We start from the raw sequence: 23,060 nt of genomic DNA on the forward strand, positions 1-23,060 counted from the left end.
CCTATTTGAACAACTCAGGCTTGGCGTAGTGGAGTCGGCTCCAATGCTCAGGACAGGCGTAATAACTGGCCATCACTAATTCTCGCAGGCCTAAATAAGCCGTTTGCAATAACGCAAAGTAGCTGTGACGCCAAGTCTCGAGCATTTGGGTCAACTCGGCGGGAGAGCGCATTAACAGTGGCGTCATGCTTGAGGTAAGTAGCAATAATCCAAGGCGATTCTCGAGCATATCGAGTAGTTCAAATAACTCGGACTGCTGTTCATCTGGCAACACAGCGATCGATTGTTTAATGGCATCTAAGGTGCGATTTTGCGCCGCCACCTTATGGGTTGCCACATCAGGCAAAGCCCCATCAAGCATCACAGGCAACAGCACACTGAATAATAAGCGGTAGTCTTTCCCCTCGCCTTCATCGGGTAGACTAAATTCGGGAGAATAAAGATTCACCCCTAGGGCTATCGCCGCTGTACCAGCAAACGCGCCCAGTAAAAAGGTTCGTCTATTCATCAATGTCTCCCCAAGACGCTTAGTGTTAAATTACTGTGCTACAATGACCGCGAACCTAAATTAAACACACGTTTTAATTTTCAGCAATAGTTGATGCCAAGATAAGATCCCATGCCAAACGCTTTTACACCGCCTTGGTGGGCCAAAAGTCCCCATGTACAAACCATTTTGCCCGTATTCACTAAAGTGGCCAAACCTGTGCTTAAGCGACAGCGACTCGAGCTTCCCGATGGCGATTTTATCGATTTAGATTGGCAAGCTAGGCCAGAAATCGGTAAACCCATTGTGGTTATCATTCATGGATTAGAGGGCAGTGCCCAGTCCCATTATGCCAGACGCATTCTGCAAGCCTGTAAAGAACAAGAGTTAGCGGCCGTGGTTCACCATCATAGAAGCTGCTCAGGTGAAGCCAATCGTCTCGCCCGCAGTTACCACAGTGGCGACACCGACGATTTGCAGTTTAGCCTAAGCCAGCTGCAACAAACCTATCCGCAATCACCTTTATTGGCCGTAGGTTACAGCTTAGGTGGCAATGTATTGACAAAATACCAAGGCGAATATCAAGACCAAAGTCTGTTAACGCGTGCCGTAGTGGTGTCAGCCCCATTGCAATTATCAGCGTGCGCTAAGCGTTTAGAACACGGCTTCTCAAAGGTGTATCAAAGCCATTTAATCAAGCAGTTACAATATAAGGTCAATCAAAAGCTTAATGATCCAGAGCTTGCTGGCACTATGACCTTGACCCCAATCCAAGTTGCTAATCTCAATACTTTTTATGACTTTGACGATAAAGTCACCGCCCCGCTCCATGGATTTTTAGGTGTAGAAGATTACTATACCCGCGCCAGCGGCTTACCCTTTGTTAGCCGAATCACTAAGCCTACGCTAATTATGCATGCCAAGGACGATCCCTTTATGACGGATGAGGTCATCCCGCATCCCAGCCAGCTTTCCGAACATGTGGAATATGAGTTACATGCCCATGGCGGCCATGTTGGTTTTATCGAAGGCGGCACGCCATGGAAGCCACGCTATTATTTAGAGCGGCGCATTTTAGACTTTTTACTCGCCAATGATGCGTCATCGGCACCTTAAGGAACCCGAATGCTTATCCCCTATGATGCCTTACTCCAACTTCCCAAAGAGACCTTAGTCAATTTGATCCGCGAATATTTGTTAGGGCAAGTGGAAGATGGAAGTTTTACTAGCCTAGATGAGCAAGAACTATCAGGCGCAATTGTGCAATGCCAACAAGCACTTAAACAAGGTAAACTTGTCTTAGAATACAGTGAAGAGGATGAGTCCTTTGCCATTCGTCACGCTGACCAAGTGGCCAAACGGCAAGATTGACCACTAGTATCCCTGTGCCGTATAAATAGCTTATACGGTTTATCGCTCCCACTGAGCGGCTCTTTATGGTGCCTAGGTAGAAAAAATGTCAGCAAAACATCCAATTATTGCAGTTACAGGCTCATCTGGGGCAGGAACCACCACAACCACCACCGCCTTTAGTCATATTTTTCGCCAACTTGGAATCAATGCCGCCTTTGTAGAAGGGGATAGTTTTCATCACTATACCCGCGCAGAGATGGAAGTGATGATCCGTAAATCCCAAGCCGAGAATCGTAACCTGAGCTATTTTGGCCCCGAGGCCAATAACTTTGCCCGCCTAGAACAATGCTTTCGCGATTATGGCGCCACTGGCCAAGGTGAAACCCGCAGCTACTTACACACCTTTGACGAAGCCGTGCCATTTAACCAAATGCCCGGCACCTTCACCCAATGGCGGCCACTGCCTGAAAACACCGATATGTTGTATTACGAAGGCTTACATGGCGGTGTGGTCACGGGTGATGCCAATGTGGCCCAGCATGTGGATTTGCTGATCGGCATGGTGCCTATCGTCAACTTAGAGTGGATCCAAAAGATCATTCGCGATACATCGGAGCGTGGCCATAGCCGCGAAAAAGTCATGGGCTCGATTGTCCGCAGTATGGACGATTATATTAAGCATATGACGCCGCAATTTTCGCGCACCCATATCAACTTCCAACGGGTGCCGACGGTAGATACCTCTAACCCCTTTAGCGCCAAAGATATTCCAAGCCTAGATGAAAGCTTTGTGGTGATCCGTTTTCGCGGCATCAACAACGTCGACTTTCCCTATTATTTGAGCATGATCCAAGGCTCCTTTATGTCACGGGTTAACACCTTGGTGGTGCCGGGTGGCAAAATGTCCCTCGCAATGGAGCTGATCCTTACACCGCTGATTAAGGATTTGATGGAAAAACGCCAACAGCTTAATAGTCCGCAGGCGAACTGAGATAGCGTTAACGTTTGACTAAAGGCTAATGAAATAAAGCCTTTTTGAGCAATAGATTAAGTTTGATTTAAGCCATTGAAGTTAATCTTATTGGCATCGGGATTTCAGGCGAAAGAACGATAGTTGGCATACTCTTGGGAGTTAATTCCCCCATCTTGATCTGTTGATTCCCTTGGGTATGCCAGCAACCCCATTCAGCGTTAAGTCTTAGCTGTTAATTCCACATCCATGCTTGATCTGTTGATTCCCTTGAGTATGTCAGCAACCCCTTCAAAGCTTTTAGTTGTAGCAATTAATTCCACATCCATGCTTGATCTGTTGATTCCCTTGGGTATGTCAGCAACCCCTTCAAAGCTTTTAGTTGTAGCAGTTAATTCCACTTCAATGCTTGAACTGTTGATTCCCTTGGGTATGTCTGCACCGCTGAACCAAATAGGTTCTAGCTTCTAGCTTCTAGCTTCTAGCTTCTAGCTTCTAGCTTCTAGCAGCGAAGCGCTCTCGCAGTTGCGAAGCAACGCCCTAGAGATTCTAGCAGCGAAGCGCTCTCGCAGTTGCGAAGCAACGCCCTAGAGATTCTAGCAGCGAAGCGCTCTCGCAGTTGCGGAGCAACGCCCTAGAGATTCTAGCAGCAGCGTTTTTTTGCTGCGCCCTAGCAAACCAGATTTTTATACATCACCATACATTCCAAGGCGATACCGCGGGGTGAGCAATAGATAGACTCTTCCTCAAAACCTTCACCACCGAAACCGCAGTGGCGATAAAATTCGACCGCATTTAAAGTAGATTCTAATCGTAATTGGGCGATGCCTAAGTTAAAGGCTTTTGTTTCAATAAATTGCAGTAACGACTTGCCGACACCTAAGCCCATCGCCTCGGGAGCAACGAACAGCGCCTCGACCTGAGCATAGGGTTCATCCAGCATGATGGTACCAACCAAAGTGCCTTCTTGAGTTTCATCATCAAGGATTTCAGCCACATAAAAATGCGCGCCCACCATACGACGAAAAGATTCGGTCAATTCGCCCTGCATCCAAATCTGCAAGTCATCTTGAGCATAAAATCCGGCGCAGCCTTTATTAATCGCCGCATTGCGAATATCCCAGCAAGCCTTAGCATCTAATTGCGTCGCTTTACGTATCCTTAGCATAGTCATCCCGATAAATTGCCCTAGCCCTAGCCCTAGCCATGGCCATAGTAATAGCCACTGCTAATACGCTGAATCATAAAATAAACATATAAAGACTCATACTGCCCACGCTTTAATTTTATGCAATAAAAAACCGCCCGAAGGCGGTTTTAATACAATAAAAAGCTTTACTTGCAAGCTTAGCCGCAAAAGCAAACTCAGTCGCGAAAGCAAACTTAGCCTTTAATCAGCTCGCTGATGGTCAGCACACCATGGGTGGTCGCGCCAGCGCCCCATAGTGCAGAAGCAGAATCTTCGAAGGCGGCCGCTAAATCCACGTGTAGCCACTTGGCTTCTGGCGAAACGAAACGCCATAAGAAACCTGCGGCATTCGAGGCACCGCCCGCACCACCACCTTTCACTGGGCGGCTGTTTGCCGTGTCAGCATAGGCCGATGGACACATGTCTTTATGCCAAGGATCCAGTGGCAATGGCCATACACGCTCGGCTACTGTCGAAGCCTTTTGCTGCGCCAGTTGTAACACTTCTGTCTGTGGCGAGAAAATCGCGTTGTAGTTAGAGCCCACCGCCATCACAGCTGCGCCAGTTAAGGTTGCCGCATCGATAATAAAAGGAGCACCCGTCGCAGAAGCCGCTTGTAGACCATCGGCCAATACTAAGCGCCCTTCGGCATCGGTGTTAACCACTTCAACTGTGACGCCATTTTTGTAGGTGAGGATATCGCCCAGTTTGTAGGCACGGCCGCTGATCAGGTTTTCAGCGCAGCAGAGGAATAACTTAACGCGTTTGTTCAGGCCCGATTTAATCGCCAAACCTAAAGCGGCAGTAACAGTGGCGGCGCCGCCCATATCGCACTTCATGCCCAGCATGCCTTCAGAAGCTTTAATGCTGTAACCGCCGGAGTCGAAGGTAATCCCTTTACCGACCAAGGCAACAGATACTGGGGCATCGGCTGACAGCGGGTTAAAGTCTAGCTCTAACATTGCAGGTGGGCGCTCACTGCCGCGACCTACAGCATGAATACCAATCCATTGCTCTGCTAATAATGCTTCACCTTCAATAATACGGTAACTGACCTTGGCACCACCGAGTTCGGCTAACCATTTGGCCGCTTGCTGCGCCAGTTTCACAGGAGACAGATTTTCAGGAGTCTCATTGATCAGTTGACGGGCAAATGTCGCCACGTCTAAGCGACGTTGTAACTCGGCTTGTACTTCGGCATCGCCGCACCATTGGATTTTGTAACCCGGTTTAGCGGTGGCAAAGCCTTGAGCGAAGACCCATTGGCTATTCAGATCCCAAAGAGATCCCACTAAGGCAACAGTGCTAATCCCTTGATTGCGTAACTTACGCGCCGCCATTTGAATTTGGCGCAGCTCATCACCGCCACCTAAGTGGATTAATGCGCCTTCGGCATTGAAGGTCACATCGGCTTTGCCCCAATGGGCGGCGGGGGTCTCTTTGGTTAACTCTACTCTCATCACTTCAGTCACTTTAAGTTCACTCATGAGGGGTCCTTATTTTAATTTGTTCTTGCGCTTATACCCATGCAAGTTGAGGTGAGACGTCCTGCATCCTCAGGCTTTTGGGGTACACACAATACAACGGGGTTGGCGGCAGTTTACTGCCAGTGGCCCAGGACTGAAAGCCATCGGCCTAAGTTACCGAGGTAAAATCTGTAAACATTTGCGAAATTTGTTAGTCTTTGGCGCCAGAATCAACTAGCGACAGGGATCACATGCACTTTACTCCAGCACTGAAATCGGGAAAGCTACTTAAGCGCTACAAACGCTTTCTCGCCGATATTCAACTCGAAGACGGCAGTGAAATCACCCTGCATTGCCCCAATACTGGCTCAATGCGCAACTGCCTGTTCCCCGGTGAAACTGTGTGGTTTTCCACCTCCAGCAACCCTAAGCGCAAATATGCCAACACATGGGAGTTAATGACTACACCAGCAGGTGGCCTTATTGGCATTCATTCGGGCAATGCCAACGCCCTAGTCGAGGAGGCGCTTAATAAAGGTGTCATCACCGAACTCGCAGGCTATGACAGCTTAAGCCGCGAAGTGAAGTACGGCGATGAAAATAGCCGTATCGATATCTTGCTTGAGGCTGCTCAAAAACCCGCCTGTTATATAGAAGTCAAAAGTTGTACTTTGCTCGAGGATGGCCAAGGTTATTTCCCCGATGCTGTGAGTCTTCGCGGCCAAAAACATCTACGGGAATTAATGCACATGGCCAGCCTTGGGCATAGAGCCGTCTTGCTATTTGTGGTGCAACATACTGACATTATGAGTGTGGCACCAGCGGCACACATTGACCCTGAGTATTCTAACCTATTGAAAAAAGCTATTTTATCAGGTGTAGAAGTACTAGCGTATCGCTGCGAAATATCCCCCGATGAGATACATCTGGCCCAATCATGCCCAGTCCGAGTATGATGTTAAGATTGAGTAAAATACTTTTTCATTTCAATTAGCGAAGGCAGTCAAAAAATTCTGTCAAGGTGAAACGAAAAATTTGCCTCGTTGTAAAGATTCTGATATAGATAGCGGCCGTTCTTAAGGACGCCCTACAAACGCAAATGATGACAGGAGATGCGTTATGCCTGAAGGCACCAAAAAACTTGGCGTACTCGCTATCGCAGGTGTAAGTCCCTACCAGGAAAAACCCGGTGAGGAGTATATGAACGCTAAGCAACTGGGTCACTTCAAGATCATTCTTGAAGCTTGGCGCAATCAGTTGCGTGAGGAGGTCGACCGTACTCTGAGTCATATGCAGGATGAAGCAGCAAACTTTCCCGATCCTGTGGACCGTGCAGCGCAGGAAGAAGAGTTCAGTCTCGAATTACGTGCGCGTGACAGAGAACGTAAACTGATCAAGAAGATCGAAAAAACTCTCCAGAAAATCGAAGAAGACGATTTTGGCTTCTGCGATTCTTGCGGTATCGAAATCGGCATTCGCCGTCTCGAAGCGCGTCCAACAGCCGATCAGTGTATCGACTGTAAAACGCTTGCAGAGATCAAAGAGAAGCAAATGGCGGGTTAATCGGCCATCCTAGGCGGGGAGTTCCCCGCCTACTTGTTTGTGCATCTTGCATAAACATCCTCTCGTTTCACTTCGCTTTTTTTGTTAGTATCCCCCTAAAATACAGCCACTTTGACTGGTTATTCCTGCAAATTCCTATGATGGCGACTCACTCTTGCAACACTTCCGCTTTACATCCTTATGTTGGCCGTTTTGCGCCTTCGCCCTCAGGAGCATTGCATTTTGGCTCGCTAGTCGCCGCCCTTGGTAGTTATCTGCGGGCGCGCTCAGAGGGAGGAAAGTGGTTAATACGCGTTGAGGATATTGATCCACCTAGGGAAGTTGCTGGCGCCGCCGATGATATTTTACGCACCTTAGAGGCTTATGGTTTCGAATGGGACGATGCGGTGCTGTACCAGAGTGCGCGCACCGAGGCCTATCAGGCCAAACTCGATGAGTTACTCGCTGAGGATAACGCCTACTTCTGCCAATGCAGCCGCAAACAAATTCAAGCCATGGGTGGAATTTATGATGGCCGCTGCCATCGGTTAGCCACGCCACATCACAGTGGTGCGATTCGGCTAGTTAATCGCGCTCAAGTGGCCGAGTTTACCGATAACCTGATGGGAAAAGTGATTGTAGATCGAGCCTTTGCTGCTGAAGATTTTATTATCAAACGTAGTGATGGACTTTATGCCTATCAACTCGCCGTAGTGCTGGATGACGCCTACCAAGGCATTACCGAGGTGGTGCGGGGCTACGATTTAATCGAAGCCAGTTGTCGCCAATTAAGCCTATATCAAACCTTTGGTCTAACCGCGCCGCAGTGGTTGCACTTACCGCTCGCCAGTTTAAGTCCGGGTTTTAAGCTGTCAAAACAAAATCACGCGCAGGCTATCGATAAACAGCATCCGCAAGCGAGTCTCAATGCAGCCCTCGCCTTTTTGGGTCAAGCACCAGTAGAGCTCACAACTGCGCCGCAAATGCTGGCCCAGGCAGTGGCCCAGTTTGAACTGACGGCAATCCCTAAACAGCGGGAAATCCTGATCGCCCCTTAAAGCCTGACGGGCAAGTTCTCGACCTAAAAGCATCATGTTATCAGCGCTAAGTCGTGGCATAGCTCAAAAATCGCGATATACCCATCGGGACGCAATTGGTATATCATAGCCGCCAGATTTTTAATCACATAACAGATACATTCCGAGGTGTCCCATTTTTCGCCGTATTAGCCAATTCTGCAAGCAGCTATTTGAAGACGCGCCTAAAACGACCGCTCCAACTCCAGCTCAGATTGAACCCCAAACGCCCGAACTCACATCTGGCGGCTTAAGCTTGGCGATCGTGCCTCGGGATGCGCACACCATTTCCCGAAAGCAAATCAGTGAAAATGCGCTTAAGGTACTATATCGACTGAATAAAGCTGGTTTCCAAGCCTATTTAGTCGGTGGGGGTGTACGGGATTTGCTCCTTGGGCTTGAACCGAAAGATTTTGACGTAGTTACCAATGCAACGCCGGAAGAAATCAAAAAACTGTTCCGCAATTGCCGTGTTGTTGGTCGTCGATTCCGCCTCGCCCATATTGTATTTGGCCGCGATGTCATTGAGGTGGCAACTTTCCGTGGCCACCACGGTGAAAGCAACGAAAAAATATCTAAAGCTAATGCCGAAGGACGTTTACTTAGGGATAACGTATATGGAGAAATCGATGAAGACGCCGAGCGCCGCGATTTTACCGTCAACGCCCTTTACTACGATATTAGCGACTACTCTATCCGCAGCTATGGCGGTGGCATGGAAGATCTTAAAGCCGGCACCTTAAGGCTGATTGGCGATCCCGAAACCCGTTACCGCGAAGATCCAGTGCGAATGCTCAGAGCCGTGCGTTTTGCCACTAAGCTCAGCATGACAATTGATGAAGTAACTGCTAAACCAATCAAACAGTTAGCACCACTGCTCAAAGATATTCCTGCCGCCCGCATGTATGAAGAAGTGCTCAAACTCTTCTTCGCCGGCAAAGCCATGGCAAACTTTGAGATGATGCAGGAATATAAACTGTTTGCGCCCTTATTTCCTCAGGTTGACGCCCTATTAAAAGAAGCGCCTAAAGGTCCGGCAATGAAGATGGTGCAAGCCATCATGAAGAGTACGGATGATCGTGTTAATGAAGATAAGCCCGTCACGCCATCGTTTTTCTATGCGGCGATTCTCTGGTATCCACTGCGCCAACGCGCCGAAGATATTGCTGTTGAAAGTGGCCTTACTTTATATGATGCCTTTTTCGCCGCCATGGGCGATGTGATGGAGCAGCAATGCCAAACCATTAGTATTCCTCGCCGTTTTAGCACACCAGCCAAGGATATCTGGCAACTACAACTTCGCTTTGAGCGCAGCCAAGGCACGCGCGCCTTTAAACTGTTAGAGCATCCGAAGTTTAGAGCGGCATACGACTTACTGTTACTGCGTGGCGAAGTCGAAGGGGGCAATCTGGCCAAGAGTGCAGCCTGGTGGCAACAGTTTGTTGAAGCGGATGAAACCGAGCGTTTGGCGATTGCCCGCAGCGGTAATAAAGCCTCGAGCAGCCGTAATCGCAATTCACCTCAGCGTCGCCGTCGCCGCCCAAGTGCAGCCAAAGCCGAAGAATAATGACTCAAGTGTTTGTCGCCCTTGGAGCGAATCTTGAAGATCCCCAAGCACAGCTGGACAATGCCGTAGCGGCCTTGTCCACCTTGGCTGAAAATCAAAGTCTTAGGGTATCTCCCTATTACCGTTCAACGCCAATGGGTGAGGTTGTGCAACCTGACTATATTAATGCTGTCGCAGGCTTTGAAACTCAGCTGCCCCCGCTGGCCTTATTAGATGCACTGCAACACATTGAAAATACGCAAGGCCGTGTACGCCAAGAGCGTTGGGGGCCCAGAACATTAGATCTAGACTTACTCTTGTATGGCGACGCCATTATCGATGAGCCCAGACTCAAAGTGCCGCACTACGGCATGAAAGAACGTAGCTTTGTGCTAGTTCCTTTAGCTGCCATTGCGCCCGATCTCGTGTTGCCCTGTAAAACGCCGCTACACAGCCTTATCAGTGAAAAATTCTTGGCCGAGTTACAACTACTGGGCAATGATCATTGAAGTCAGCCCCCAGTTAGCTTATAACACCACTTCCATTTGGTTTGAAGATCACCCATATGTCTAAAGTTACTAGCTCAACCCTGTTGAAATACAAACAGGAAGGTAGAAAATTCACCGCTCTGACAGCCTATGATGCCAGCTTTGCCAGCGCGTTCGACGGCGAAGGCATCGATGTGCTACTGGTCGGCGATTCTTTGGGAATGGTTCTGCAAGGCCACGATGATACGCTGCCCGTCACGACAGCCGAAATCGCCTATCACACTCGTTGTGTGCGTCGCGGTATCGAGCGATCACTGCTGATCGCAGACATGCCGTTTATGAGTTACGCCACGCCAGAACAAGCCATGGAAAACGCCACCGCACTAATGCAGGCGGGTGCCAATATGGTCAAGCTGGAAGGCGGTCACTGGTTACTCGAAACGGTTACTAAACTGACCGAGCGCGGTATTCCTGTCTGCGCCCACTTGGGCCTCACCCCGCAATCGGTACACGTTTTTGGCGGTTTTAAAGTGCAGGGCCGCGATGCTGAAAATGCCCAGCGCATTCTCGATGAAGCTAAGGCCTTAGAGGCGGCAGGCGCGCAGCTGTTAGTGGTTGAATGTATTCCAGCATCGCTTGCTACCGCCATTACTCAAGCATTAACTATCCCTGTAATTGGCATTGGCGCGGGCGCCAGCACCGATGGTCAGATTCTGGTGATGCACGACGTGCTTGGTATTTCGAGTGGTTATATTCCACGTTTTTCAAAGAACTACCTCAAGCAAACGGGCGAAATCCGCTCGGCGGTTCGCGCTTATATTGAAGAAGTGGCCAATGGCACCTTCCCGAGTGCAGATCACACGTTCAACTAAGAGTGCTAGCACTCATAAAGCTAAATTGTGCTAAGCACACAGACTACTCATTTTAGGTTTTAGCAAGGTAAGAGTTAATGATCACTAGCGCCCATATCGATGATATTCGTACTCAAGTGCGAGCATGGCGTGCCAAGGGCGAGACTGTCGCCTTTGTGCCGACCATGGGCAATCTCCATCAGGGACACATCACCTTAGTGAAAGAAGCGGCGAAAAAATGCGATCATGTAGTCGTGTCTATCTTCGTCAATCCCATGCAGTTTGGGCAAAATGAAGATCTCGATGCCTACCCGCGCACCTTAGAGGCCGATAGCCAAGCCTTAACCGCAGCGGGCGCCGAGCTCTTGTTTACCCCAACACCGGCGATTATTTACCCCAAAGGGTTAGCGCAGCAAACCTATGTTGAAGTCCCAGGGATCTCCGATGTGCTCTGCGGTGCCAGTCGTCCCGGCCACTTCCGTGGCGTCGCGACCATCGTTTGTAAACTGTTCAACATAGTGCAGCCCGATGTCGCGTTTTTTGGCAACAAGGATTATCAACAACTGTTAGTGATCCGCACTATGGTTGAGGATTTGTCGCTGCCGATTGAAATAATTGGCATTGATACCATTCGTGAAGCCTCGGGTTTAGCCATGAGTTCACGCAATGGCTACCTGACGGCGGAAGAAAAAGCCGCAGCGCCCGCGCTGAAAAAGGCCATCGATACCATGGCACAAGGGATCAAGCAAGGCGTGAGTATCGAACAAGTCACCGCAGAAGCCAAAGCGAGCCTTATCGCCGCAGGCTTTACACCGGATTATTTAGAAGTTCGCCATGCCACCACGCTGGCCCATGCGGAAGCTACGGACCAAGCCCTGGTGATTTTGGCGGCCGCTTACTTAGGTAAAGCGCGTCTTATTGATAATCTGCGCTTTGATCGCTAAACATCTATTTAAGATTTGAGAAAAGGAGCTTAGGCTCCTTTTTTATTACCTCAGAACGCTGGTATTGCTGGCGTTCCAGTGAAGCGTCAAATAAATTCCAGTGTCAAAAAACTGGTTTTATTCTTTCACTTACGCCATAGTACTCACCAATGTTAACGTTAAGTAACATATGTTTATACTACATGGATTTATAACTGCTAAAGTTTAAAGGGAGATAAGTGAGACAACTCCATTTAACTCTAGCTTAATACCCATTGTGATAACTTCATTCATTGCGTATACAAAGGATTTGTCGTCGAATGGCAAGACTCATAGTGACTCTTATTTGTATGCTTTTGCCTCTCACGGCGCTCGCAAATACCGTCTATAAATGTCGCAAAGGCGATAAAGTCATCTTTAGCCAAATCGCCTGTCCGCAGGAATACAGTCAGCATAAAATTGAATATCAGTTGGGTATTAGCAACGAAATTGATTCGGATAAACGTGAAACCAAAGTAGACCCATTGCAAGCTTTGTTAAATAATCACTCCTTACCCCCAAAGAAACTGCTGCAATTACTCGACGGTGAAATCTATAGCCTAAAACAAGAGAATAGCTATTTTGAAATCCTAAGGGCCAGTGAATTACAGAAACTAGAACGGCAGCGATATTGGCAAAATAAAGACAAAAGTGATCCCGATTATTTAAAGCAACTGAGCAAGATTAATGATCATTTTGATAAACTCACCACAATCAATAGCCAACTTATACAGCAATTATCGGATAGAAAAACCCAAATAAATGCCGATGTAGAACACGAAGAACCCCAAAAAAATGACACGCATTAGTTGAGCATTAAACGTAAATGGTAACTACCGACTAAACAGCTAGTTTAGGGGTTGAAAGCAAAAAGGCGACCTTTCGGTCGCCTTCATTTTTAAGGACTAAATTAGAATTGTGCTACTACTGGTGCAGAACATAAGGTTCCAGTGGTTTCACATACTTGGTAAGTCACACTTGATGCAGACGTAGTGAAGCGATCACGATAGTTGCCATCGTTCTCAGTTGTCACCACTAACTGACCGTCACGGTATAGAGCAATACTTTCGCCTAATGCACTATCCCATTCAATATCTACCATAGCGCTACCACGGCGTGATACCAATGCGCGAGTGACGGATGCGTTGATACTATGCTCATAAACTTGAACTTCCATGGTCACAGTATTGCTGTGTTCCATTGAGTCAGTCACAGTGAGGGACACAGTGTAAGTACCTGCCGCAGCAAATACATGGCTAGGGTTCATTTCAGTTGAAGTTGAACCATCACCAAAATCCCAGCTGTAGCTCACGATATCATCGTTCGCATCGGTACTAGTGTTAGTAAAGGCGACACTTAAACCTTCAACTGCATACTCGAAGCCCGCCACTGGTGCCGCTGGAGATGCTTCGCCTAAGCCGCTGATCACTAAGCCCCAGTTATTAAGAGTACCAGTGTCAGCCGCTGCATTGTCATCTACTGATAATGACCAAGTACCCCGTGCGTTTTCACCATCAAACGCGCTTAAGTCCCAGCTCTTAACAATGTTGTCAGCGCTGCCGCCATCACGGTTATGTAGAACCACTTCAGTACCTGCTGGAGAAGTTAACACAACGCGTAAGTCACCAATCCAAGTGTGGCTGATATTGACATCGGCGGTCACGCCAAAAATCTGCACATCATCAGTAACTTCAATCGTGCTCACAATACCACTAGCATTGTTATCAGGGATAGCAACAGCATTCTCATTGCCATAGGTAAAGTCATTTAATCCTTGAGGGAACACATTCAGTGAAACGACTTTAGCCTTTTCAATGGTGCCATCGGTACCTGTTACTGTAATGCTGTAATCACCCCAAGCTGTTTGCGCCGTTGTCGCAACATCTAAGGTAAATGCACCACCAGCTGAAACAGTTGAGGCTGATAAGGACACACCTTCTAGCGCTGGAGAAACCGAGACAGAAAGAGCTACATCACCTTCCCATCCTGCAACGCTACCAACACTAAAGTTATAACTTGCAGTGCTGCCCGCTTCGACAGATTGTGATACTGGCGATACGGTAAACTTGTAGCTAGGAGATGGGTTAGCCTGCTCGAGTGCGTTAGCCACATTGAGGCGAGTACCAGCCACGGTTTTACCCGTTAAATCTGCATTAGCATCACCTGATGCCATAAGTAAGGATTTCATTTCTACTGGTGAGAGATCTGGATTTAATGACCACACCAGAGCTGCGGCGCCGGTGACATGTGGAGTAGCCATAGAGGTACCAGAATACGTCGCGTAACCACCACCTGGAACAGTAGAGAGAATCGCGGAGCCTGGTGCTCCCATATCGACGCTAGTTAAACCCCATTGTGAGAAGTCTGACATACGGTCATTACGATCCGTACTTGCAATCGAGAGGACAACGTCAGAATCGTAGCTTGAGGGATAATGTGGGCTCGCATCGTTATCGACCGCGTCATTACCCGCTGCTGCAACGAATAAAATGCCTGCTTCACCACCCGCTTCAATCGCATCTTTTAAGGCTTGGCTAAAGCTACCGCCGCCCCAAGAGTTGTTGGTGGCTTTGATATCCACGCCATGGTTAACCTTCAGATCCGTAAAGTAATCTAAACATGCAATAGCGCCAGCTGTAGAACCATAACCATCGGCATCAAGGAACTGACAGGCGGCAATTTTAACGTCCCAGTTCACCCCAACGACACCCACACCATTGTTGCCTTTAGCACCAATAGTGCCAGATACGTGAGTACCGTGACCATTACCATCCATTGGGTTACCGTTATCATTTACCGCACTGTAACCGTGAATATCATCGATCACGCCGTTACCATCGTCATCGATACCATTACCTGGAATTTCGCCAGCGTTAACCCACATGTTGGCTTGCAAATCTGGGTGATTGTAATCAACCCCAGTATCGATAACCCCAATCACCACATCCGAGCTACCCGTGGTGATTTCCCAAGCCTCTGGCGCGTCGATATCTGCATCGGCACGACCGCCATTTTGGCCAGTGTTGTTCATGCCCCACAGGCTAGCAAAGCTTGGATCATCGGGCGTACTTATCGCCTTAAGAATGTAGTTGGGTTCTGCATATTTTACCACTGGATGACGACTAATCACCTTAATCGCATCTTCAATATTAGCGCCTTTACGCAGGGCTAAACGGGCAAGTTTACCATTAAGTAGATGCTGGAATTTATCGTCTACGCCATCAGCATTTGCATCGGTTAAGGTGCCGCGAATTAAACGCTGTGCTGCTGCACGTTCGGCTTTAGTCACATTATCTTTGTACACCACAAGGATGGCGTCTTTTTCATAGACTGGTGCATCTTTTGCCATTGCAGGCACCGCTGACAACGTCATCGCCCCTGCAATTGCTAACGCCAATGGTGAGAGTTTTATTGACATACTTAAGCTTCCTATAGTCCTTTACGTTGAAATTCTGGAACGGCAATTACGCAGCCACCATTCAAAGTGAAATGGATAAAAACGACGAATTTCCAGCATGTTTGCCTGCAAATTGTTGCCATAATGTTTCAATTTAAAAAAGACGCTGCACGCTAAATACAACTTAACTACTAGACCAACTCGGTGAGGTAAATACCGCCTAAACGCAGGGTTTTATCGACAAAAAACAAGATATTCATGGAATTAACAAAAGTTAATCTGGTTAGCATTTAAATTACACCTCAAAAATAAATACCCTTTTGGCCAATTGTCTCTAAGCACTATGGCTCGTACCTTGATGCCTGAGTTGGAAGGAGTCTGTGCTCTGACCAAAACACCAATACATGCAAGGAGTCACTTGTGCCAAATCCATTAACACGCTTTTGGGTACTGCTGCTCTTGATATGTAGTTGCCTGACATCATCCCATGCGGCAGATGTCAGTGAATTGCCCGTCACACTGCAGGCGCTAATTGAGCGTTCAGGGCGCGATAATCTTATCGACCTAGTGCAGCAAGGCACGGCAAACCAAGGGATCGTGTTTCAATCAGGGAACGATAACAGCGCCTATGTGACGCAAGCGGGTAACGATAACGTATCGCTTGTGACACAGATTGGAACCAATAATGAAGTCCAACTACGACAAGTCGGCACTAAAAATATGGCTTCGATTACCCAGATTGGTAATGACAACCTGGTGCAATTGAACCAGCTAGGAAGCGGCAATTTTTCGATTCAACAGATTGCGGACGGTGCCGCAATCTCAATAACTCAGTATTAAACAGGGAGAGTCACATGAAATCACAAGCCAAAATGTCATTGATTGCATTAGCCATTACTGCGGGATTAAGTGGTAATGCGCTAGCAGCAAGCACAGTCAACGAAATCAGCGTTGAGCAAACAGGCCAAGGTCAAGATACCTTAGTCGCTCAAACTGGTGTCATTAACGCAGCAGCAGTAACCCAAACGGGTAACGACCAAGTTGCCACCGTATTACAAGACGGTGTGTGGCATGAAGCACAAGTCAACTCAACTGGCGATGCTAACAAAGTGACTGTTAGCCAACAAACAGATTGGCACGTAGCCTCTGTTGATGTGGAAGGCAATAATAACGAAGTTGAAGTGACTCAAGACGGCTTCTTCAACCAAAGCAGCAACGATGTCGTGGGCAACGACAACCTTGTTTCAGTTAGCCAATTAGGTGAGCTGAACGAAAGCTATGTTGAAATCACTGGCACAGAAAACAGTGCATTTGTTGAGCAAGAAGGTGATGAAAACCTTGCCGTATTCCGTGTTCAAGGCGACAACAACGACGGTGATATCAAACAATACGGTAACAGCAACCAAGCGGGTCTAATTGCACTCGATCTGACTGCCAACGTGGGTAACAACAACGACGTATCAGTTGAACAAATTGGTAACAATAACTTTGGTGCAGCCAAAGGCATCGCTGGTAACGACAACAGTGTTGATATCTACCAAAAAGGTGATAACCACACTGGCTTTGTTTACGCCTTAGCCGGTAGCGAAAACGATATCAGCATGAAGCAAGAAGGTAGCAATAACATTGCTTACCTCTCTATGACTACGGGTGATGATAACACTATCGACATCGCTCAAGATGGTGATAGCAACACAGTTGGTGATTCTTTAGTTGCTGATATTCAAGGTGATGATAATGATATCGCCATCAAGCAAAAAGGCGATAGCAACGGTGCAGAGTTCCAAGTATGGGGCGATAGCAACGACGTAGACTTAAAACAACGTGGTGATGCTAACTTCGCAACCTTTGGCGCTTACGGTACTGACAACGACTTCGACTTATCCTCTAAAGGTGATAACAACGAGCTGGTTGCCTTCGCAACAGGTGAAGACAACAGCATCGAAATCAGCCAAGAAGGTGATGCGAACTTCGCTTATGTGGATGCCGTGGGTAGCGACAACGAAGTGGATGTTGAGCAAGATGGTGATCAAAACGAGACCATCATTAGCGTAACAGGTAACAACGCCGATGTAACTGCACTGCAACACCGTGGCGATCTGAACCTTATCGATTTAATCATCGAAGGTGATGAAAACTCAGCAGAAATCACTCAAGCGGGTAACGGCAACTGGGTCGGTGGTGATAGCGGTAGTTCATTTGCTGCCAACTCATTTGGCGTGAGTGGTGACAACAACAGCCTAATGATCTCCCAAACAGGTAATGACAACTTAGTATTAGGCTCACAAGCGGGTAACAACAACAGCATCAGCGTAACCCAAAATGGTGATATGAACGTTGCGACTGTTGTGCAATACTAATCTTTAAATATGAGTCGCCTTCAAGTTGAAGGCGACTAAATAAAAACGGGAACATTGATAATGTTCCCGTTTTTATTTGCCTATCACACGCAAAAGTACATCGCTATTCGTCTTATCGTTTGGGTATCACAAACAAAGGCTTAACTACAAAACTCAAAATGGGTTTGATAGGTCTGAGCCCACCTTAATAACTCGACACGATTTCGTGACTGGGTTTTACGGAAAATCGATGAAATATGCGCCTTTACCGTGTGCTCACTGATGCAAAGACGATGGGCAATTTCCTTATTTCTCGCGCCGCTGGAAACGAATTGAATGATGGTTCTTTCTCTAGAGGTAAGAGCTTGCAGCATGGCCACAGTGTCGGCAGGCATATCATGTTGTCCATCCAACTTTTGCACCACGCGACGAAACATCTTACTGAGCAAAGTTCTATCGTACCAAAGCTCATCGGCAACCATTTTACGCAATCCGGTCAACATCAAATCCATACGCTGGTCAGTAAACAGTAGTCCGCGTATGCCAAGCAGCATAGCTGACTCTTGATCTAAGGAATTGCGCTCAACTTGATACAGAGCCACAGGAATATGGGGGACAAGACGAGATGCCAGCAAAGGGATCCCTTTATTGTCTAAGGCCGCACCTTTCTGGGCGATTAAACAAAAGCTGCGATGCCCTTTGTCTAAATCTAACTCTAACTCTGAGGCATGTTTAACGATCCGTGTTTTCAATCCGATAGATTCAGCAAGTATCGCTAGATGACAAGGCGCCGCCACTTGATGTAAAAATACTAACTCATTGATAGTACCCAATTTACTCTTCTCCCTGAAAAGTATTTCATTATCTTTTTATCCGGCTTAATGAAATCTGCCTAAATCTCAGCATACATCTCATTAACATAGCCCATTTTGACTAGTTACCGTATGAATGCCATCACCCAAATGTACTAATAACCTCTATTTATATGTAGTAAATTCGACTAAGTCCCTAAATAGTATTTAATTGCTAGCAATTAATACTAAATGAGATGGAGATCACATTCATCTTTATACCTTAGTCTATGAAAACATCAATCGAAAGTTTAAACAAAAAATTAACACCTGAAGATGACATTTTTGAGAATAAAAATCCCCTTTGAATCTAATTCAAAGGGGATTGGATGTTCTCAGACTACGATTAGGCTTGAGTCAGGAGTTTAGTGATTTGCTTATCCTGCACACGGGATAAACTGAGTAGCGCCACGATGACCCCAATTAAGGCTAAAAACATATCCGATTGAGTATCCCACATGTAACCTTGTGTGCCTAAGAATGCCTCAGCACCTTCGCCCGTTGCAGCGGCCACCCACCACTCAATAAGCTCATAGAAAGCACTGAAAGCGAGTACAAAACAAGTGACCAAAAAAGCGCACCAAGCGCCGGGTTTGACGGCTTGATTGCGTAACATAATCTCACGGGCCAACATGGCAGGAATAAAGCCTTGAGCGAAATGCCCGACCTTGTCGTAATTGTTACGTTCACTGCCCATCCATTGGGCAATGGTGTCAAATAATGGCACTTCAGCATAGGTATAGTGCGCACCGACAAACAGCACACAGCAATGTACAAGTACTAAAAAATACACTATTGGGGTTAGCTCAAAGCGTTTGCGGGTAAAAAATAATAGCGGAACCGCCACTAATGCAGGTAAAGCTTCAAGCCACCAAGTGAAAGTATCAGCAGGTTTTATCGCCGACCAGACTAATACTGAGAGGTAAATACCGCACCAAGCGATTTTATTATTCAATGTTTCTTCCTCTTATGCGATATTGTTCTAATTTTAGAATATTAACTTTAGCCATCTAGCCCTCCACAGTGAGCAAAAAAAGTGCTACTTTGATGAGCCAAGGTTGTCAGCATAACATACAAGAACCACTTCAATTAATTAGAGGGTACCCATATCATGGCGAAACATTCGCTTGACAAGGATAAGATCAAAATCCTGTTGTTGGAAGGCGTCCACCAATCTGCGGTAGATGTGTTTGAACGCGCGGGATACACCAACATTGAGTATCACAAAGCCTCGTTAGGTGATGAAGCCCTGCATGAATCCATCAAAGATGCTCATTTTGTTGGTATTCGTTCCCGTACCCAACTCACCGCCGATGTATTAAAACGTGCCGAAAAATTAATTGCGATTGGTTGTTTCTGTATCGGCACTAACCAAGTGGATCTAGCGACCGCCGAATTACTCGGTATCCCCGTTTTTAACGCACCATTCTCTAATACCCGCAGCGTAGCTGAACTGGTATTAGGCGAAATTATTATGCTGATGCGCGGTATTCCTGAACGTAACGCTATCGCCCATCGTGGTGGTTGGATGAAAACTGCCGCAGGCAGTTACGAAGTCCGTGGCAAAACTTTAGGCGTGATAGGCTATGGCCATATTGGAACTCAGCTGGGGATCCTGGCAGAAACCTTAGGCATGCGTGTGGTGTTCTTCGATATCGAAGACAAATTGCCATTGGGTAATGCCCAGCAAATCCATTCAATGGAGCAATTGCTGGCACAGTCCGATGTAGTGAGCTTGCACGTGCCTGAAACGCCGCAAACCAAAGACATGATAAGTACTGCCGAATTCGCCGCTATGCGTAAAGGCAGCATCTTTATCAACGCTTCCCGCGGTACTGTGGTCGATATCGATGCGCTCACGGTGGCACTCAAAGAGCGTCACCTTGCAGGCGCGGCGATTGACGTTTTCCCCATTGAGCCACAATCGAATGATGATGAATTTATCAGTCCACTACGCGGTTTAGATAATGTGCTACTCACGCCACATGTGGGTGGTAGCACCGCCGAAGCACAGGAAAATATCGGTATCGAAGTGGCAGGCAAATTAGCCAAATACTCAGATAACGGTTCAACCGTATCTGCGGTTAACTTCCCTGAAGTGTCTCTGCCAATGCATAAAGGTACCTCACGCCTACTGCATATCCACCAAAACCGTCCTGGCGTGCTGATCAAAATCAACAAAGCCTTCTCTGAAAAGGGCATTAACATTGCCGCTCAGTATCTGCAAACCACGGCAGAAATCGGTTATGTGGTAATGGAAGTCGACACTCACCAAGCAGAAGAAGCCTTGGTTGAGCTTAAAGCCATTGAAGGCACACTGCGTACTCGCGTGTTGTTCTAAAGCCTAAACCGCTTAGGTTTGCCCCCATCTAAGGCGCACATTTCATTTAAGATATGTGCGCCTTATGCTTTTGAGGCCAGAGGAATTCCGCTACAATCAAGCCTCTTGCATCGCCTTCATTTTCAGGATCTCGCTATGACTATTGCAGTTTCGACACCCAATTGGGATCTGGACGCCTCCACGCCTCCACTTATGCTCGCCAACTTATCCCACCTAGGCCTTATCAAAGTGGTTGGCGAACAGGGCCGCAGTTTTATCCATGGCCAAGTGACCACAGATATCAGCTCACTCGAAGCCAACCAATGGCGCTGGGGCGCACATTGTGATCCTAAGGGAAAGATGCTGGCTAGCTTCCGCACCTTTGCCATCCAAGATGCGCTGTTGATGTTGATGCCAAAGGACACTATTGCAGTGGATCTGCCACAACTGCAAAAATATGCGGTATTTAGTAAGGCGACCCTGACCAATGCCTCTGATGAGTGGACATTACTCGGTGTGGCGGGTGAACAGGCTAAACAATTTGTCAACCAACACTACGGTGAAGTCACTCAGGAACTCACTCTCATCGAGCATGGCGCCATTTTAAAAGATGCGGATCGATTTATATTGGTTCTACAACCACAAGCCGCAAGTGCCCTCATTGCCGAGCATACAGTATTTGATGCCAGCGCTTGGCAAGCATTAGAAATTGCTGCGGGTTATCCCAATCTAGCGCCAAGCCATGCTAATCAGTACGTACCGCAGATGTGTAACCTACAGGCTATCAACGGGATCAGCTTTAACAAAGGCTGCTACATGGGTCAAGAAACTGTGGCTCGGATGAAATACCGTGGTGGTAACAAGCGTGCGCTCTATATTCTTCAAGGCACCACTTCCTTAAATATCAATTTGGAAACTGGTATCGAGATAGAATTGGAAGACGGTTATCGCAAGGGTGGACAAATCATTGAATTTGTTCAACGTGGTAATCAAGTGCTGCTCAGCGCCGTGCTCGCCAACGATACCGAGAGTGACGCCAAACTGCGTTTCGCTGATGACGAGCAATCTAGCTTACGTATTCAAGCATTGCCCTACTCGCTCGAAGACTAGTTTCTCGCTGATAAGCGAATCGTATTGAAAAAGGCGCCCTAGGCGCCTTTCTGTTTTAATGTTCGAAATAAGTATCTCGAATCGCCACCACTTCGGGCAAAATTTGCTTAAATTCGGCCACCAGCTTAGGGTCAAAATGTTGCCCTGCTTGGCTTTCGAGTAACTCGAGCGTGGCCTCTATTGTCCAAGGCTCCTTGTAAGGGCGCCGCGAAGTCAGCGCGTCAAAGACGTCCGCTATCGCCACAATACGGCCTTCAATCGGAATATTTTCCCCAGACAAGCCATTAGGATAACCCGAACCATCCCATTTCTCATGATGGGTTAAGGCGATACGCCGCGCCATTTGCAGCAGTGGGTCGCCATGCTCACCAATGATCTCAGCACCAATGGCGGCATGTTGCTGCATGATTTTCCACTCTTCGGCATCGAGCTTACCCGGCTTTTTCAGTACCGCATCGGGCGTGCCGATTTTGCCAATGTCATGCATAGGCGCTGCGTTATACAACAACTCACAGAAAGTACTCGGTAAACCTAGTTTGATAGCGAGCAGCCGCGCATAATGGCTCATACGCACAACGTGCAGACCCGTTTCGTTGTCTTTGTATTCGGCGGCGCGACCTAAACGGCGAATGATTTCAAAGCGGGTTTCTTCTAACTCTTGGGTACGTTCTTTAACTTGTTGCTCTAGCAAGCGTTTTTGATCGTACAGCGCGAGATGAGTTTTGACTCGCGCCTTCACCACGGGAGCGCTGACTGGTTTGGTAATGTAATCAACCGCACCTAAGGCAAAGCCCTGTGCTTCATCGGCAACCTCAGATAATGCCGTCACAAAAATCACAGGTATGTGACAAGTTAAGGGCTCCTGTTTAAGCTGCTTACAGACTTCATAACCATTCATGCCGGGCATCATGACGTCGAGTAAAATTAAATCAGGCAGTGTTTTGGCTACAAGGGCTAGCGCCCTTGGTCCATCAATCGCGACTTTGACCTTATAGTCATCACCGAGTATGCCCACCAAAATATCAATATTTTCTGGAGTATCATCGACGACTAATATTGTTGCCTTATCCATCAACACATTCACCTTTCCAGTGGCTTTATCAATGATCAATA

General features: G+C 47.4%; 23 protein-coding genes. 15 read left to right on the forward strand and 8 right to left on the reverse strand.

The genetic code is table 11. The annotated features are described in order from the left end of the window. Nucleotide 1 precedes the first annotated feature (1 nt). Entirely contained in the window at nucleotides 2-508 is a 507-nt protein-coding gene (locus tag JM642_RS16660; protein ID WP_047539290.1) for a hypothetical protein, read from the reverse strand. 111 nt (nucleotides 509-619) lie between these two features. Here JM642_RS16660 and JM642_RS16665 point away from each other — a divergent pair, with 111 nt between their 5' ends. The 3 genes from JM642_RS16665 (at nucleotide 620) to JM642_RS16675 (ending at nucleotide 2,831) form a co-directional block, all read left to right on the forward strand. Beyond that, nucleotides 620-1,603, forward strand: a complete 984-nt coding sequence (locus JM642_RS16665; protein ID WP_203432186.1) for a hydrolase — start codon at nucleotides 620-622, stop codon at nucleotides 1,601-1,603. Between the two features lie 9 nt (nucleotides 1,604-1,612). After that, the gene (locus JM642_RS16670) at nucleotides 1,613-1,858 is read left to right on the forward strand and encodes a YheU family protein (RefSeq protein WP_037429042.1); all 246 of its coding nucleotides are present in this window, start codon (nucleotides 1,613-1,615) and stop codon (nucleotides 1,856-1,858) included. Nucleotides 1,859-1,943: 85 nt separating this feature from the next. Beyond that, nucleotides 1,944-2,831 carry a phosphoribulokinase gene (locus tag JM642_RS16675; RefSeq protein ID WP_011071167.1) on the forward strand — a complete coding sequence of 296 codons (888 nt, stop codon included), beginning with the start codon at nucleotides 1,944-1,946 and terminating at the stop codon, nucleotides 2,829-2,831. A gap of 200 nt (nucleotides 2,832-3,031) precedes the next feature. Here JM642_RS16675 and JM642_RS16680 read toward each other — a convergent pair whose 3' ends face one another. The 3 genes from JM642_RS16680 to pepB form a co-directional block, all read right to left on the reverse strand. Continuing rightward, entirely contained in the window at nucleotides 3,032-3,211 is a 180-nt protein-coding gene (locus tag JM642_RS16680; RefSeq protein ID WP_188869881.1) for a hypothetical protein, read from the reverse strand. A gap of 269 nt (nucleotides 3,212-3,480) precedes the next feature. Further along, nucleotides 3,481-3,978 carry a GNAT family N-acetyltransferase gene (locus JM642_RS16685; protein WP_169548406.1) on the reverse strand — a complete coding sequence of 166 codons (498 nt, stop codon included), beginning with the start codon at nucleotides 3,976-3,978 and terminating at the stop codon, nucleotides 3,481-3,483. Between the two features lie 215 nt (nucleotides 3,979-4,193). Then, a complete protein-coding gene (gene pepB, locus JM642_RS16690) occupies nucleotides 4,194-5,486 on the reverse strand; it encodes an aminopeptidase PepB (RefSeq protein WP_203432187.1) in 1,293 nt (430 codons plus the stop codon). A 230-nt stretch (nucleotides 5,487-5,716) separates the two neighbouring features. Between pepB and sfsA the strand changes: the two genes are divergently transcribed. The 8 genes from sfsA to JM642_RS16730 all read left to right on the forward strand — a co-directional run bounded on the left by sfsA (nucleotide 5,717) and on the right by JM642_RS16730 (nucleotide 12,739). After that, the gene (gene sfsA / locus JM642_RS16695; RefSeq protein ID WP_203432188.1) at nucleotides 5,717-6,421 is read left to right on the forward strand and encodes a DNA/RNA nuclease SfsA; all 705 of its coding nucleotides are present in this window, start codon (nucleotides 5,717-5,719) and stop codon (nucleotides 6,419-6,421) included. A 163-nt stretch (nucleotides 6,422-6,584) separates the two neighbouring features. Then, nucleotides 6,585-7,028 (forward strand): RNA polymerase-binding protein DksA, encoded by a 444-nt coding sequence (dksA, locus tag JM642_RS16700; RefSeq protein WP_037414555.1) that lies wholly within the window; start codon nucleotides 6,585-6,587, stop codon nucleotides 7,026-7,028. A gap of 140 nt (nucleotides 7,029-7,168) precedes the next feature. Further along, entirely contained in the window at nucleotides 7,169-8,065 is an 897-nt protein-coding gene (gene gluQRS / locus JM642_RS16705) for a tRNA glutamyl-Q(34) synthetase GluQRS (RefSeq protein WP_203433850.1), read from the forward strand. A gap of 283 nt (nucleotides 8,066-8,348) precedes the next feature. Beyond that, on the forward strand, nucleotides 8,349-9,650 hold the full coding sequence (locus JM642_RS16710; RefSeq protein ID WP_037414638.1) for a polynucleotide adenylyltransferase PcnB: 1,302 nt from the start codon (nucleotides 8,349-8,351) through the stop codon (nucleotides 9,648-9,650). Continuing rightward, the gene (gene folK / locus JM642_RS16715; protein WP_037414553.1) at nucleotides 9,650-10,138 is read left to right on the forward strand and encodes a 2-amino-4-hydroxy-6-hydroxymethyldihydropteridine diphosphokinase; all 489 of its coding nucleotides are present in this window, start codon (nucleotides 9,650-9,652) and stop codon (nucleotides 10,136-10,138) included. The genes JM642_RS16710 and folK overlap by 1 nt, the downstream gene beginning before the upstream one ends. Nucleotides 10,139-10,194: 56 nt before the next feature. Continuing rightward, a complete protein-coding gene (gene panB, locus JM642_RS16720) occupies nucleotides 10,195-10,989 on the forward strand; it encodes a 3-methyl-2-oxobutanoate hydroxymethyltransferase (RefSeq protein ID WP_037429053.1) in 795 nt (264 codons plus the stop codon). Nucleotides 10,990-11,066: 77 nt separating this feature from the next. Continuing rightward, a complete protein-coding gene (panC, locus tag JM642_RS16725) occupies nucleotides 11,067-11,912 on the forward strand; it encodes a pantoate--beta-alanine ligase (RefSeq protein ID WP_203432189.1) in 846 nt (281 codons plus the stop codon). Nucleotides 11,913-12,211: 299 nt separating this feature from the next. Beyond that, nucleotides 12,212-12,739 (forward strand): hypothetical protein, encoded by a 528-nt coding sequence (locus JM642_RS16730; protein WP_037414547.1) that lies wholly within the window; start codon nucleotides 12,212-12,214, stop codon nucleotides 12,737-12,739. A 101-nt stretch (nucleotides 12,740-12,840) separates the two neighbouring features. Here the strand turns inward: JM642_RS16730 and JM642_RS16735 are convergent, their stop codons facing one another. Next, nucleotides 12,841-15,348, reverse strand: a complete 2,508-nt coding sequence (locus tag JM642_RS16735; RefSeq protein WP_203432190.1) for a S8 family serine peptidase — start codon at nucleotides 15,346-15,348, stop codon at nucleotides 12,841-12,843. 399 nt (nucleotides 15,349-15,747) lie between these two features. Between JM642_RS16735 and JM642_RS16740 the strand changes: the two genes are divergently transcribed. Both JM642_RS16740 and JM642_RS16745 read left to right on the forward strand, forming a co-directional pair. After that, nucleotides 15,748-16,167, forward strand: coding sequence for a curlin (locus tag JM642_RS16740; RefSeq protein WP_203432191.1), 420 nt, complete (start codon nucleotides 15,748-15,750; stop codon nucleotides 16,165-16,167). A 14-nt stretch (nucleotides 16,168-16,181) separates the two neighbouring features. Then, complete coding sequence (locus JM642_RS16745) at nucleotides 16,182-17,687, forward strand: curlin (RefSeq protein WP_037414540.1); 1,506 nt, start codon at nucleotides 16,182-16,184, stop codon at nucleotides 17,685-17,687. A 140-nt stretch (nucleotides 17,688-17,827) separates the two neighbouring features. Here JM642_RS16745 and JM642_RS16750 read toward each other — a convergent pair whose 3' ends face one another. Beyond that, entirely contained in the window at nucleotides 17,828-18,499 is a 672-nt protein-coding gene (locus tag JM642_RS16750) for a LuxR C-terminal-related transcriptional regulator (protein WP_037414538.1), read from the reverse strand. 364 nt (nucleotides 18,500-18,863) lie between these two features. Next, on the reverse strand, nucleotides 18,864-19,472 hold the full coding sequence (locus JM642_RS16755) for a DUF2238 domain-containing protein (RefSeq protein ID WP_203432192.1): 609 nt from the start codon (nucleotides 19,470-19,472) through the stop codon (nucleotides 18,864-18,866). A gap of 156 nt (nucleotides 19,473-19,628) precedes the next feature. Between JM642_RS16755 and serA the strand changes: the two genes are divergently transcribed. Both serA and ygfZ read left to right on the forward strand, forming a co-directional pair. After that, the gene (gene serA / locus JM642_RS16760) at nucleotides 19,629-20,858 is read left to right on the forward strand and encodes a phosphoglycerate dehydrogenase (RefSeq protein ID WP_047539679.1); all 1,230 of its coding nucleotides are present in this window, start codon (nucleotides 19,629-19,631) and stop codon (nucleotides 20,856-20,858) included. Nucleotides 20,859-20,993: 135 nt separating this feature from the next. After that, nucleotides 20,994-21,947, forward strand: a complete 954-nt coding sequence (gene ygfZ, locus JM642_RS16765; RefSeq protein WP_203432193.1) for a tRNA-modifying protein YgfZ — start codon at nucleotides 20,994-20,996, stop codon at nucleotides 21,945-21,947. 55 nt (nucleotides 21,948-22,002) lie between these two features. Here the strand turns inward: ygfZ and JM642_RS16770 are convergent, their stop codons facing one another. After that, nucleotides 22,003-23,019, reverse strand: coding sequence for a two-component system response regulator (locus tag JM642_RS16770; RefSeq protein ID WP_037414530.1), 1,017 nt, complete (start codon nucleotides 23,017-23,019; stop codon nucleotides 22,003-22,005). Nucleotides 23,020-23,060: the final 41 nt, after the last annotated feature.

The organism is Shewanella sp. LZH-2, assembly GCF_016859145.1.
GTDB classification, from domain to species: domain Bacteria; phylum Pseudomonadota; class Gammaproteobacteria; order Enterobacterales; family Shewanellaceae; genus Shewanella; species Shewanella xiamenensis.